Annotated in this window: 14 protein-coding genes; 9 read left to right on the top strand and 5 right to left on the bottom strand. The window is 68.8% G+C overall.

Annotated elements, in window-relative coordinates; translation table 11 throughout:
• Positions 1 to 29: 29 nt before the first annotated feature.
• The 7 genes from cobT to OHA10_RS28930 all read left to right on the top strand — a co-directional run bounded on the left by cobT (position 30) and on the right by OHA10_RS28930 (position 5,969).
• Positions 30 to 1,082, top strand: a complete 1,053-nt coding sequence (gene cobT / locus OHA10_RS28900) for a nicotinate-nucleotide--dimethylbenzimidazole phosphoribosyltransferase (RefSeq protein WP_371401901.1) — start codon at positions 30 to 32, stop codon at positions 1,080 to 1,082.
• Positions 1,079 to 2,317 carry a uroporphyrinogen-III C-methyltransferase gene (gene cobA, locus OHA10_RS28905; protein ID WP_371401902.1) on the top strand — a complete coding sequence of 413 codons (1,239 nt, stop codon included), beginning with the start codon at positions 1,079 to 1,081 and terminating at the stop codon, positions 2,315 to 2,317. The genes cobT and cobA overlap by 4 nt, the downstream gene beginning before the upstream one ends.
• Positions 2,314 to 3,117 carry a TrmH family RNA methyltransferase gene (locus OHA10_RS28910; RefSeq protein WP_371401903.1) on the top strand — a complete coding sequence of 268 codons (804 nt, stop codon included), beginning with the start codon at positions 2,314 to 2,316 and terminating at the stop codon, positions 3,115 to 3,117. The genes cobA and OHA10_RS28910 overlap by 4 nt, the downstream gene beginning before the upstream one ends.
• A 9-nt stretch (positions 3,118 to 3,126) precedes the next feature.
• Positions 3,127 to 3,651 carry a GNAT family N-acetyltransferase gene (locus OHA10_RS28915; protein ID WP_371401904.1) on the top strand — a complete coding sequence of 175 codons (525 nt, stop codon included), beginning with the start codon at positions 3,127 to 3,129 and terminating at the stop codon, positions 3,649 to 3,651.
• A gap of 5 nt (positions 3,652 to 3,656) precedes the next feature.
• A complete protein-coding gene (locus OHA10_RS28920; RefSeq protein ID WP_371401905.1) occupies positions 3,657 to 4,463 on the top strand; it encodes a helix-turn-helix transcriptional regulator in 807 nt (268 codons plus the stop codon).
• A gap of 105 nt (positions 4,464 to 4,568) precedes the next feature.
• Positions 4,569 to 5,408 carry an MBL fold metallo-hydrolase gene (locus OHA10_RS28925; RefSeq protein ID WP_371401906.1) on the top strand — a complete coding sequence of 280 codons (840 nt, stop codon included), beginning with the start codon at positions 4,569 to 4,571 and terminating at the stop codon, positions 5,406 to 5,408.
• Between the two features lie 21 nt (positions 5,409 to 5,429).
• Positions 5,430 to 5,969 (top strand): hypothetical protein, encoded by a 540-nt coding sequence (locus OHA10_RS28930; protein ID WP_371401907.1) that lies wholly within the window; start codon positions 5,430 to 5,432, stop codon positions 5,967 to 5,969.
• Between the two features lies 1 nt (position 5,970).
• On the opposite strand, the gene def is transcribed toward OHA10_RS28930, so the two are convergent.
• Both def and OHA10_RS28940 read right to left on the bottom strand, forming a co-directional pair.
• Positions 5,971 to 6,588, bottom strand: coding sequence for a peptide deformylase (def, locus tag OHA10_RS28935; RefSeq protein WP_371401908.1), 618 nt, complete (start codon positions 6,586 to 6,588; stop codon positions 5,971 to 5,973).
• A gap of 62 nt (positions 6,589 to 6,650) precedes the next feature.
• Positions 6,651 to 7,466: an LLM class F420-dependent oxidoreductase gene (locus OHA10_RS28940; RefSeq protein WP_371401909.1), complete on the bottom strand. Its 816-nt coding sequence runs from the start codon at positions 7,464 to 7,466 to the stop codon at positions 6,651 to 6,653.
• A 61-nt stretch (positions 7,467 to 7,527) separates the two neighbouring features.
• On the opposite strand from OHA10_RS28940, the gene OHA10_RS28945 reads away from it, so the two are divergent.
• Positions 7,528 to 9,051: an AAA family ATPase gene (locus OHA10_RS28945; protein ID WP_371401910.1), complete on the top strand. Its 1,524-nt coding sequence runs from the start codon at positions 7,528 to 7,530 to the stop codon at positions 9,049 to 9,051.
• On the opposite strand, the gene OHA10_RS28950 is transcribed toward OHA10_RS28945, so the two are convergent.
• Together OHA10_RS28950 and OHA10_RS28955 are read right to left on the bottom strand one after the other, a co-directional pair.
• Positions 9,041 to 9,448: an SRPBCC domain-containing protein gene (locus tag OHA10_RS28950; RefSeq protein WP_371401911.1), complete on the bottom strand. Its 408-nt coding sequence runs from the start codon at positions 9,446 to 9,448 to the stop codon at positions 9,041 to 9,043. The two genes, OHA10_RS28945 and OHA10_RS28950, sit on opposite strands and share 11 nt — an antisense overlap.
• A gap of 48 nt (positions 9,449 to 9,496) precedes the next feature.
• Entirely contained in the window at positions 9,497 to 9,835 is a 339-nt protein-coding gene (locus tag OHA10_RS28955) for a winged helix-turn-helix transcriptional regulator (protein ID WP_371401912.1), read from the bottom strand.
• A gap of 473 nt (positions 9,836 to 10,308) precedes the next feature.
• On the opposite strand from OHA10_RS28955, the gene OHA10_RS28960 reads away from it, so the two are divergent.
• A complete protein-coding gene (locus OHA10_RS28960) occupies positions 10,309 to 11,928 on the top strand; it encodes a DUF222 domain-containing protein (protein ID WP_371401913.1) in 1,620 nt (539 codons plus the stop codon).
• Between the two features lie 35 nt (positions 11,929 to 11,963).
• Here OHA10_RS28960 and OHA10_RS28965 read toward each other — a convergent pair whose 3' ends face one another.
• Complete coding sequence (locus OHA10_RS28965) at positions 11,964 to 12,398, bottom strand: VOC family protein (RefSeq protein ID WP_371401914.1); 435 nt, start codon at positions 12,396 to 12,398, stop codon at positions 11,964 to 11,966.
• Positions 12,399 to 12,410 lie beyond the last annotated feature (12 nt).

Raw genomic sequence — 12,410 nt, forward strand, 5'->3', positions numbered from 1 at the left:
GTATGGCCCGGGAACGGATGGAGGACTCAGTGGACAGCGTGGTGGACGAGTACCTGGAGCGGATCGCTCCCGCGGACGCGGCGGCGATGCGCGCGGCCGAGGAACGGCACGCGCAGCTGACGAAGCCGGCCGGGTCGCTCGGCGTACTCGAGGAGCTGTCCGTGCGGGTGGCCGGGATGACCGCGACCTGCCCGCCGCAGGTGCCGCAGCCGGCTGTGGTGACGGTGTTCGCGGCGGATCACGGCGTACACGCCCAGAATGTCTCTCCGTGGCCGCAAGAGGTGACTGCCGCGATGCTGGCGAACTTCGCCGCCGGTGGCGCCGCGGTGAACGCGTTCGCGGCCAACAACCGGGTCGACGTACGGGTCGTGGACGTCGGCGTGGCGACGCCGGTGGAGCAGCTGGACATCGTCCACGCCAAGGTCCGACCGGGCACCCGCGACCTGTCGCAGACCGACGCGCTCACCGAGGATGAGGCCCGCGCCGCGATCGCGGTCGGGTTCGAGCTCGCGGACAAGCTGATCCAGGACGGGTACCGCTGCCTACTGACCGGCGACATGGGCATCGCCAACACGACCGCCTCCGCCGCACTGATCGCCACGTTCACCGGAGCGACCGCGGAAGCCGTCACCGGCCGCGGCACCGGCATCGACGACGCGGCGCTCGCACACAAGACGGCCGTCGTACGGGCAGCGCTCGCGCTCCACGACGTGCCGTCGTCCGATCCGCTCAAGGCACTCCAGGCGTACGGCGGTCTCGAGCACGCCGCTCTGGCCGGATACATCCTCGGCGCAGCGGCCAATCGCACCCCGGTGATCCTCGACGGGGTGATCGCGGGGGCCGCCGCGCTCGTCGCGCAGGCGTTCCACCCGGCCGTGATCGGCTACTGCGTCGCCGGCCACCGGTCCGCCGAGCCCGGTCACGCGGTCGCGCTGAAGAAGCTCGGGCTCCAGCCGCTCGTCGATCTGGACCTGCGGCTCGGTGAGGGGACCGGTGCGGTGCTCGCGTACCCGATCCTGACCTGCGCGGTGCGTGCGCTCGCCGAGATGGCCACGTTCGAGGACGCGGGGATCGGTCAGTGACGCATCAGTACCTGTCGGGTCTCGTCCTCGACGGGCGGCGCGTGGTCGTCGTCGGCGGTGGCGGGGTGGCACAACGCCGGCTCCCACGGCTGCTCGAGTCCGGCGCGCGGATCGACCTGATCTCGCCGTCGATCACGCCGACGATCGAGGGCCTGCTCGGCAACCCGTCGCTGACCTGGATCGAGCGCGGGTTCGAGGACGGCGATCTGGACGGCGCCTGGTACGTCGTGGTCGCGACGGATGATGCCGCGGTCAACGATCGGGTGTCGGCCGAGGCGGAGGAGCGGCGGATCTTCTGCGTGCGCTCGGACGACCGGTCCCAGGCGACCGCGTGGACGCCGGCGTCCGGGCAGCACGACAACGTGACGATCGGCGTACTCGGCGGGGGTGATCACCGGAAGTCGGCCGCTGTACGGGACGCGATTCTCGAGGGGCTGCGGACCGGGGAGTTGGCTGCGAGGGACGTGGACCGGCGCCCGGGCGTCTACCTGGTCGGTGGGGGACCGGGGGATCCGGATCTGATCACGGTGCGCGGGCGGCGGTTGCTGGCCGAGGCTGATGTTGTGGTGGCGGATCGGTTGGCGCCGCAGCCGTTGCTGGACGAGTTGCATCCGGATGTGGAGTTGTTCGACGCGGCGAAGTTGCCGCGCGGGCGGGCGGCTCAGCAGGAGGAGATCAACCGGATCCTGGTGGATCGCGGGCGCGCCGGCAAGGTCGTCGTACGGCTCAAAGGCGGGGACCCGTACGTGTTCGGGCGCGGTTTCGAGGAGGCGTTGGCGTGCGCCGAGGCCGGGGTGCCGTGGACGGTGGTGCCGGGGATCACTAGCTCGATCTCGGTGCCGGCGGTGTCGGGGATTCCGGTGACGCATCGTGGGGTGACGCATGAGTTCACGGTGGTGTCGGGGCACATCCCGCCGTCGCATCCGGACTCGTTGGTCAACTGGGATGCGTTGGCGCAGTTGCACGGGACGCTGGTGTTGCTGATGGCCGTGGAGAATCTGCCGGCGATCGCTGAGCGGTTGGTTGCCGAGGGCAAGCCGGCTGACACGCCGGCGGCGGCGATTGCCGACGGGACGCTTCCGGGACAGCGGATGGTGACGTCCGACCTGGCGGGGATCGCGCAGGCGATGAAGGACCAAGGGGTCGGCGCCCCCGCAATTGTTGTCATCGGCAACGTGGTGGAAGTCGCCGCGCTGGCGCGCGGCGGTGGTGGTCTGGGGGCGGGGTCGGCGTGACGCTGGTTCCCGTCGACGACGCGGCGGATGCGCGGCTGGCCGACTATGTGCAGTTGCGTGAGGTGAATCTGCGGCGGTTGCTCGAGGAAGAGCACGGGATGTTCATTGCCGAGGGCGACAAGGTGATCCGGCGGGCCGCGGATTCCGGGTACGAACCGCGGTCGTTCCTGCTCGCCTCGCGGTGGCTGGCCTCTCTGCAGGACGTGCTCGACAAGTGGCCGGACACGCCGGTGTACGTCGTGTCGGAGGAGCTGGCCGAGCAGGTCACCGGGTTCCACGTGCATCGCGGCGCGCTAGCGTCGTACAAACGCCGCGCGGCCGTCCAGTTGACAGAGCTGCTGACCGACGACGTACGGCGGATCGCGATCTTCGACGACATCGTTGACCACACCAACGTCGGCGCCGGCTTCCGCGCCGCGGCCGCGCTCGGTGTCGGCCTCGTCCTGGTCACGCCGACCTGCGCCGACCCGCTGTACCGGCGCTCGATCAAGGTCTCGATGGGAACCGTCTTCCAGGTCCCGTGGACGCGCCTGCGGAGCTGGCCCGGCGACCTGCGTCTGCTCCAGGAGAACGGGTACGTCGCCGCAGCGATGGCGCTCGCCGACGACTCGATCACGCTCGACGAGCTGGCCGCGCGCAAGGACGACAAGCTCGCGCTGATCTTCGGCACGGAGGGCCACGGCCTCAAGCCGCACGTGCTCGAACAGGCAGACCTGACCGTACGCATCCCGATGGCGGGCGGCGTCGACTCCCTCAACGTGGCATCCTCAGCAGCAGTAGCGTTCTACGCCACTCGTTGAGGGGGAGCCATGCGTACGACGGAACGCCTGGTACTGCGCCCGTTCCGCGACACCGACCTGGACGCGTGGGCCGCCCTGAACGCGGACCCGCAGGTCACGCAGTACCTCGGGGGTCCGTTGAGCCGGGCGGAGTGCGACCGGGACGCCGCCGGGATCAACGAGCTGTACGCCGCGAAGGGATACGGGTTCCTGGCCGTCGAGCGTCGTACGGACGGGGTCTTCCTCGGCGCCTGCGGTCTCTCGAAGGAGCACTGGTACCCGGACGATCTCGAGATCGGCTGGCGGCTGGCCCGCGAGTACTGGGGTCACGGCTACGCGACCGAGGCCGCGGCTTCCTGGATCGAACACGGGTTCACGACGCTCGGCCTGCCGCGGATCATTGCGGTGACCGACACCCCGAACGTCCGTAGCATCGCGGTCATGCGCCGGCTCGGGATGAGCTTCGACCACGAGGCGGTGCTCACGGAGGACGGCGTACCGTTCGAGGCCACCATCTACACGCTGACGGCGGAAACCTGGCGGCGCGTAGTCTGACTGCCGTGCGAGCCAGCGGCGATCTCGGAGCGTTCCTGCGGGCCGAACGGTCCCGGGTCGACCCCGGCACGGTCGGTCTGCCTACTGGTGGTGACCGGCGGGTCGTTGGCCTGCGGCGTGAAGAGGTCGCAGTACTGGCGGTGGTGAGCGCCGACTACTACACGCGGCTCGAGCAGGGGCGGGAGCGGAATCCGTCCGCGCAAGTGCTCAACGGGATCGCCCACGCGCTCAGGCTCGACCCGGATGCGCGGGCGCATCTGTTCAGGCTCGCCGGCCTGGCGCCGGCTCCGGGACTCGGGGCGGGACGCGACCAGGTTCATCCGGCGCTCCTGCAGCTGCTGGACAACTTCCCCGACGCGGCGGCTTACGTCCTCAATCCGGCGTACGAGATCCTCGCCACGAACACGATCGCGCACCGACTGCTCGCGCCGTTCGGGATGACCAACATCCTGCGGATCATGTTCGAGCATCCGAAGGCCCGGGACATCTTCGGCGATTGGGAGGTGGTCGTCCGGCGGGCCGTGTATGCAGTCCGGTTCAACGCGGCGACGTACCCCGGCGACCCCGAGATCAAGGCTTTGGTGGCCGACCTCCTGCCTGGCTCGCCGGAGTTCAAGGCACTCTGGGAGGACCAGACCGCCCGCGGTTGGAGCCGGGCGTACAAGATCTTCAACCACCCTGAGGTCGGACGGGTGGAGCTGACGTACCAGACCTTCGACGTGCGTGCCGCCCCGGGACAACAGCTGCTCGTCGGTACGGCGGAACCGGGCAGTCCGAGCGCCGGCGCACTGGCAGCGCTCGCCTCGCGCTGACCTTCGTGGGTGTGCCGCACCTAGGAAGATGCGGCCTTCTTCGACCGTGGCGGCGGTTGGAGGCTGTCTGTGTGGCAACCGGGCCACCTGCAACAGGAGCTGAAGATGCTGAAGTACTCGACCTACGTCGCACCGTCCAAGCCCGCCGTCTCCAACGATCTGCCGCCGGGTGAGGTACGGCGGATGTGGTCACCCACCACGGCCACCCTGATCCACGGTGACCGCGACGCCGTTCTGGTCGACCCGCTGATGACCCAGGCGGAAGGTGAGGACCTGGCCGGCTGGGTCGCGGCCACCGGGAAGAACCTCACGACGATCTTCGTGACGCACAGCCACGGCGACCACTTCTTCGGCGCCGCGCCGGTGCTCGACCGGTTCCCGGCCGCTCGCATGGTGGCGTTGCCCTCGGTGGTCGAAGGGATGCGGAAGCAGCTCACGCCGCCGTGGCTGGACGGGTTCTGGCGGGCCAGGTTCCCGGGCCAGTTGCCCGAGCGTCTGGTCGTCGCCGAGCCGATCGAGGGCGGCCTCGTGGATCTCGAAGGCGAGAAGCTGCGAGTCGTCGATCTCGGGCACACCGACACCGACGGCAGCTCGGCGTTGAGCGTCTCGTCACTGGGGCTGGTCGTCGCGGGTGATGCCGTGTACGACGAGGTCCACCTCTACCTGGCCGAATCAGGGGCCGGCGGCATCGGTCAGTGGCTCGCGGCGCTCGACGTCCTGGCGGCCCTGCGCCCGCGGGCGGTCGTGTCCGGGCATCGTCAGGCCGGCGCCTCGGACGATCCGCGGTACATCGACGAGACCCGCAAGTACCTCGAGACGTTCGCCGCCGCCGAGGCCCGCACAGCTACTGCGATCGACCTCTACAACGCGATGGTCGAGGCGTATCCCGACCGGCTGAACCGGGGTGTGCTCTGGAACTCCGTGCATGCCGTCAAAAAGGCTTGACGGCAGTGATGACATAAGGGCATGCCGAAGGTTGTGCTGGTCACCGGGATGCAGGCGGCCGGGAAATCCACGATCGCACCGTTGCTGGCGGCAAGGATGGGCCCGCCCGCGGCGACCCTCGACGGCGACGTGTTCTACCGCGGCGTCGTCGCCGGCGCGGAGGTCATGACACCGCAGCCGTCCGCGGAGGCTCTCCGCCAGCTGGAGCTGCGGTACGACGCGAGCGCACTGGTGGCGCAGCACTACGCCGACGCCGGATTCGACTTCGTGTGCAGCGATATCGTGCTGGGGGAGCACGTCGAGCGCTGGTTCTCCCGGCTGCACGACGTCGACCCGTACCTCGTCGTACTCGTGCCGTCGGTCGAGGCGATCGTCGCGCGGGAGATCGGGCGCGGCGGCAACAATGCGTACCGGGACTGGGGACCCTCGGTCGAGGAGGGTGTCCGTGCGTTGATGACGAGCCTCGACGAGACTCCGCGCCGGGGTCTGTGGCTCGACACCACCAGCCAGACCCCGGCCCGGTCGGTCGACGCGATCGCCCTGGAGAAGGCCCGCTGGTAGCTCAGGTGGCCGGGGTGTCCTCATGGTCGTCGTGGTGCTCGTCCTCGTGCTCGATCATCGGAGAGACCGGCCAGTCGGACGGGTAGTCCGGGGCGAACTCCTCCGCCTCGGCGAACAGGCGCTTCTTGTACTTGCGCGACAGCCGGTCGCCGAAGACCGTGCCCTGGGTGTGGTCGGTCTCGTGCTGCAGGCAGCGGGCCAGCAGGCCGTTGCCCTCGAAGCTGACCGGGTTGCCGTGCTGGTCGACGCCGGTGACCTTCGCGAAGTCGGGGCGGGCGCACTTGGTGAACGCGCCGGGCAGCGACAGGCAGCCCTCGTCGCCCTCGTCCAGGTTGCGGTCCTTGCCCTCCGGCAGCTCGACCGTCGGGTTGCACACCACACCCTGCACCCGGTTGCCGTCCTTGTCGGGGCAGTCGAACACGAACACCTGCAGGTCGACACCGACCTGGTTCGCCGCCAGGCCGACGCCCTCGGCCGCGTTCATCGTCGCGACCATGTCGGCGACCAATGTCTGCAGCTCGTCCCCGAAGTCGGTGACAGGCTTGTTGACCCGATGCATGACATCCTCACCCCAGCGGGTGATAGGCCGCACCGAACCGTTCCCAGGCAACGTAGACATGCCCGAAATCTTAGGCCATGACGGCCGGGCGGCCGCGCTCGGCGACCGCCCGGCAGCAGGCGTTACTTGGCGTTGACCTCGTCGCGCCAGGTGACCCACTCACGGAGCAGGCCGAGGTCGTAGTCCGGTCCGGACGACGAGACCGTGAACAGCCGGGTGCCGACGTCGTGCAGCGACTTGCCGATGTCCTCGGGGGACTTGTCGCCGACGGCGGCCGAGCGCTCGATCTCACCCGGGTCGCGGCCGAGCGTCTTGCAGTGCTCGTCGAGGACGGCGTGCTTGTGCGCCAGCGTCTCCGCGTCGCCGAACCCGTGCCAGATGTTCGCGTGCTTGGCGACGAGCTTCAGCGTCTTCTTCTCACCGCCGCCGCCGATCAGCACCGGGATGTCCCGGGTCGGCTGCGGGTTGAGCTTGGTCCAGCGCTGCTCGATCCGCGGCAGTGCCTCGCCGAGGGCGTCCAGCCGGCCGCCCGCCGTACCGAACTCGTAGCCGTACTCGTCGTAGTCCTTCTCGAACCAGCCGGAGCCGATGCCGAAGATCAGCCGGCCGTCGCTGATGTGGTCGACCGTACGCGCCATGTCGGCGAGCAGGTCGGGGTTGCGGTAGGAGTTGCAGGTGACCAGAGCGCCGATCTCGACCCGCTCGGTCGCCTCGGCCCAGGCGGCCAGCATGGTCCAGCACTCGAAGTGCAGACCCTCGGGCTCACCGCTGAGCGGGTAGAAGTGATCCCAGTTGAACACCACGTCGACGCCGATCTCTTCGGCCGCGGCGACGGTACGCCGGATGTCGGCGTACTGGGCGTGCTGGGGCTGGACCTGCAGACCGATCCGTACCGGGAAGGCGCCGTACGGACGGTCGGTGGACTCGGAAGCTGTCATGGTGAAGATCCTATCCGCCGTTACGGAGGACCCTCCGGATAGGTCCAGAACGAGGTCCAGAATGACGAGGTACGGCGACATGCCCGACGAGACCGACGTCGACGAGTTCGCGCGGCTGTTCACGCGGTTCCTGGAGCGGATGCAGGTCAGCGGCCAGCGGAGCAGCCGGGAGAGTCTGCGGGACCGGCTCCGGGGGCATCTGGGCGTCGACCCCGAGCAGGTGCCGGTGGTGTCGTCGAGTTTCCCGCCGTACGACCTGCCGAACGTCCAGCGCGCGATCGAGGCGTGGTTCGACTCGTTCGAGGTCGTCGGGCTGGCGGGGTCGAACCGCGGTCACCACTCGCTCGGTGAGCTGCTGGAGCTGGCGGAGTACGACCGGTTCGGGATCGGGGCGGTGGACTACCAGCGGCTGCAGATCGACGTCGACGAGGAGATGGACTGCGTCGCGTTCGGGTTCTACCTCGGGGTGCAGGGCGAGGACCGGTTCGTGGCGCTGTTGCGGGCGGCGAATCCGCAGTACGGGCGTTCGAGCGTGGATCTGGAGATCCTCGCGGTGGAGAAGGCGGCAGGCGATCGGTTCCTCGGGGCGCTGCCGGAGCTGATCCGGGAGCACAACGTGTTCCGGGGCAAGGTGGTGTCGTTCGAGGGGCACGAGTTCGGGCAGGGGGTGGGGCCGTTCCGGTTGCATCCGCGGCCGGGGATCACGCGGGCGGACGTCGTACTGCCGGAGGGCGTGCTCGAGCGGATCGAGCGGGAGGTTGTCGGGATCGCGGCGCACCGGGAGACGCTGCTGGCCGCGGGTCAGCACCTGCGGCGGGGTGTGCTGCTGTACGGTCCGCCCGGCACCGGGAAGACCCATACCATACGGTATGTCCTGTCGCAGTTGCCGGAGTTCACGGTCGTGCTGCTGGCGGGGACGAGCATCCATTTCATCTCGCAGGCGTGTGCGCTGGCGCGGATGTTGCAGCCGGCACTCGTCGTACTCGAGGACTGCGATCTGGTGGCGGAGGCGCGGGACTACTCACACGGCTCGGAGAATCCGCTGCTGTTCCAGGTGCTGAACGAGATGGACGGGTTGGCGCAGGACGCGGATGTGGCGTTCCTGCTGACCACGAACCGGGCGGACCTACTGGAGCCGGCGCTCGTGCAGCGGCCCGGCCGGGTGGACATGGCTGTGGAGGTACCGCTGCCGGACGCGGACGGGCGCGGGCGACTGCTGAATCTCTACGGGCCCGCGCTCAACCTCTCGCCGTCGGTGGTCGACGAGGTGGTGCAGCAAACGGAGGGCACGACCGCCTCGTTCATGAAGGAGCTGGTGCGGCGAACGGTGCTGCTCGCCGCGGAGGCTGGAGAGGCGCCGGGGACGGATCACCTTCGGGCCGCGGTCGCGGAACTGCTGTCGTCCCGCGACACGCTCACCCGCCGGCTGCTCGGCGCATCGAACGGCGAGTCGTACGACGACGGCTCCGGCGGGGCGCCGGGACCGGGGCCGGCTGCACCGGGGGTGGCGGGACCCGGTGCAGGGCCGGGAGCGGTGCCGCGGCGGGGGCCGATGCCTGGGGTGTACAAGGGATTCATCGGCTGAAGTAGGTCGCCAGGTGGTTGAGCATGGTGGCGACACCGGGCCTGATCGGGGCCTGCTGCTCGTCGGTGAGGCCGACGCTGCGGTAGTCGAGCCTGGTCTTCCCGTCAGGCAGTCCTGACAGGTCGATGGTGATCTCTTCCGCGGGGTCGTCGAAGTACAGGACCAGGTGGTGCGGAAGGTCCAGCTCGCCGTACCGGAGAGTGAACGGGACCTCGACGTCACCCTCGCCGACGAAGACCGCCGAGATCAGGCCGCCCGGCCGGACATCGAGCGTGACCCGGTCGGACGGTGTGGAGAAGCCTTCGGCGAGGAACCAGGCCGCGAACGGCTCGGCCTCGGTGAACGCGCGGACGACCTCGGCGGGCGGGGCGTCGACGACCTGCTGCAACGTGAACATGATCAGAACCTCCAGAGTGGATGACTCGATCACTGTGCCTGGAGGCGTTTACGGTTTGCTTTCGGTCGGCAGCTGGTCGGCGTAAACCTCGGCCCAGTCGCCGAGCGCGCGGATCGGGACCAGCAGGTCCTTGCCCGCGGTCGTCAGCGAGTACTCGACGCGCGGCGGCGCCTCGGCGTACCGGCGGCGTTCGACCAGGCCGTTGTGTTCGAGGCGGCGCAGCGTCTCGGTGAGGACCTTCTGGCTGATGCCGCCGATCTGCCGTTGCAGGTCACCGGGACGGGCGGCGCCGTACGAGAGCGAGTACAGCACGACCATCGGCCAGCGTCCGCTGATCAGGTCCGCGGCGACCCGTGCCTGACAGTCGGAGAAGAATCTCGGCTCCACCCGACCATTGTGCGTCGGTCGATGCACACCGGATGGTGCGTATCGGCTGGGCTGTGTCTGAGGGCATCACCGCAGCCAGAACAAGACGATGCTGGCCATGACGACGCCTGCGCCATAGTGAGGGCGTGTGGAGGTGGGGTTGTCCGCTGGTGTTGGGGGTTCTGGGTTGGTACGGGAGCGAATAACCCCCAACGCGCGAGGGTATCCGCTGGTGGTGGCGGGGGATGTGCCAGTTGTGGCCACAACGTTCTTGATGAGGCAGTGGAACACGTCAGCGCTCACACAACCCGCCGGCGAGGAGGTTGTGGAACCCCGAGCCATGACCACCGGTATTGCCTTCGTCAGCACCCACGCGGCTAGAAGTTGCCTCAAGCAACATCTATAGGCCAAGCGGCTGTGGATAACTGGAATCCCTTGAATACAAGGGCTTGTGGGTTTGAGAACTGTCGGTGGGGGTGTATATCGTCAGTGGCATGGACCTTCTGGACGAGCGGCCGGCGTGGTCGATGAGTGGCGGCGAACTGCTGGCCGCTCTCGACGCCGTGGATGCCGATATCGCCCGGAAGGAGACCTATCGGCTGCAACTTGTCGCACGCATCGACGAGACCGGCTATGCCGAGGAGCTCGGAGCCCGGGACGCTGTCGAGCTGCTGACCCTCCGGCACCGCCAGAACCGTCGCGACGCCTACCGTGACGTCAAGCTCGCCCGGGCCCTGCCGAAGTACCGTGATGTCTCCGCCGCGCTGGTTGAGGGCACTCCAGCTCCGGGCCTTGCCGACGCGGGACCTGCCGACCGCGGGTGGTTGTTGCGTCCGGCGCAGGCCGCGGCGATCGTGTCCGCCCTGGAGCGGGTGCGCTCGAGGGTGCCGGTCGGAGACCTCGATGTGGCGGAGAAGCAGTTGGTGGGCCTGGCCGCGCACCTTTCGCCAGACGAGCTCCGCGCGACCGCCAAGCAGATCTGTGACCTACTGGACTCTGACGGCCCCGAGCCGGATGAACACAAGGCCTACGCCCGAGAGTCCTTGACACTGGCTCCTGCGGAGAACGGAGTGAAGTTTCGCGGCTACCTCGCCAACGAGAACGCCGAACTCCTCCGAAGCCTGATCCACGCCGGCGCCCGCCCCCACAAGACAATCGACGGCGAGTTCGACCCCCGTCCACGCGACAAGCGCCAGGCCGACGCCCTCAGCAGCGCTTTGACCATCGCCGCAGGTGCCACCGACGCGGGCTGCCAAACCCGCCCGGCAAACGACCCTCCGTCAACGCGGGATGCCGGTGCCCCGGCCGCCGACGCCGGCAAGGATGGATGGACACCTGGTTTCGGGGCGAAGGCGAACATCACCGTCACCATCGACTTCCACGACCTCAAGGCCGCGACCGCCAACGCCACCGGCCAACTCGTGTACGGCGATGGACTGTCCGCGGCGACCATCCGTCGGCTGGCCTGTGACGCAAGGATCCTCCCGCTCGTGCTCGGCTCGAACTCCGAGCCGCTCGACGTCGGCCGGTCGGAGCGACTGGTCACCCGGGCGATGCGCCGCGCCTTGAACGCCCGCGACAAGGGCTGTGTGGTCTGCGGCGCCCCGCCGATCATGTGCGACGCCCACCATGTGAAGTCCTGGATCGAGGGCGGCGAGACCAACATCGAGAACCTCGCTCTGCTCTGTCGCCGACACCACACCGACCTCCACAACGGCCACTGGACCATCACCATCACAGCAGGTGTAGTCAACGTGAGCCGCCCCGCCTGGGCCGACCCACCGCCCAACGCCGCGCGACCTGGTTTCCCATCGGATGCAATACGGCCTGGTTCCCGGTCCGGTCCAGCGCACGCGCCATCCGACCCACTCGCGCCTGCACTGCCCCACTCGACAAGCAGTTGGCCGGAGCGGCCGGAGCGCAATGCAACGACGACACCGCCTGAGCCGACGACGACTGCGTCGGTCCGGGAGGCGACGTACCGCGCCATCTGGGGTGAGGACCCCACGCCCCAGACCGAGCAGCCGACCTCGGGTCGGATCACGTCCTCCTGCGACCAGCGGTTTGATCCATGGGCCGAGACCCCGACCGCGCCCACCGGCAGCCCACGATGAAGCATTCCAGTCCGCAACGAACGAGCAGACACGCCCTAGTCGAGACAGAACTCGTTGCCCTCGACGTCCTGCATGTTCTGGCACGACTCGTTCACGCCGTCATAACGCAGCAGTTGCCCGCGTACGGCGCCGAGCGCTTCCAGCCGGACGCATTCGGCCTCGAGGACTGCCAGCCGCTCCTCCCGCACCAGCCCGGTGCCGACCCGTACGTCGAGGTGCACCCGGTTCTTCACGACCTTCCCCTCGGGGACGCGCTGGAAGAACAGCCGCGGACCCACACCGGTCGGATCGACACAGGCGAACGCCGCACCCTGGCTCTCGGCCGGAAGCGAGCGATCGAACTCGGTCCAGCTCTCGAAACCCTTCGGCGGCGGAGGTACGACGTACCCGAGCACCTCGCACCAGAAGCGAGCGACGCGCTCCGGATCGGCGCAATCGAAGGTGACCTGGAACTGCTTCACGGACGACATCCGCACAGCATA

The sequence above is a fragment of the Kribbella sp. NBC_00662 genome, from assembly GCF_041430295.1.
Classification (GTDB): Bacteria; Actinomycetota; Actinomycetes; order Propionibacteriales; family Kribbellaceae; genus Kribbella.

Excerpts from the sequence above, each read along its gene's own strand:
- OHA10_RS28950 (WP_371401911.1), bottom strand. The coding sequence starts at position 9,448 with ATGTTCACGTTGCAGCAGGTCGTCGACGCCCCGCCCGCCGAGGTCGTC.
- OHA10_RS28965 (WP_371401914.1), bottom strand. The coding sequence starts at position 12,398 with ATGTCGTCCGTGAAGCAGTTCCAGGTCACCTTCGATTGCGCCGATCCG.
- OHA10_RS28940 (WP_371401909.1), bottom strand. The coding sequence starts at position 7,466 with ATGACAGCTTCCGAGTCCACCGACCGTCCGTACGGCGCCTTCCCGGTA.
- OHA10_RS28930 (WP_371401907.1), top strand. The coding sequence starts at position 5,430 with ATGCCGAAGGTTGTGCTGGTCACCGGGATGCAGGCGGCCGGGAAATCC.
- OHA10_RS28945 (WP_371401910.1), top strand. The coding sequence starts at position 7,528 with ATGACGAGGTACGGCGACATGCCCGACGAGACCGACGTCGACGAGTTC.
- def (WP_371401908.1), bottom strand. The coding sequence starts at position 6,588 with ATGTCTACGTTGCCTGGGAACGGTTCGGTGCGGCCTATCACCCGCTGG.
- OHA10_RS28960 (WP_371401913.1), top strand. The coding sequence starts at position 10,309 with ATGGACCTTCTGGACGAGCGGCCGGCGTGGTCGATGAGTGGCGGCGAA.
- OHA10_RS28925 (WP_371401906.1), top strand. The coding sequence starts at position 4,569 with ATGCTGAAGTACTCGACCTACGTCGCACCGTCCAAGCCCGCCGTCTCC.
- OHA10_RS28915 (WP_371401904.1), top strand. The coding sequence starts at position 3,127 with ATGCGTACGACGGAACGCCTGGTACTGCGCCCGTTCCGCGACACCGAC.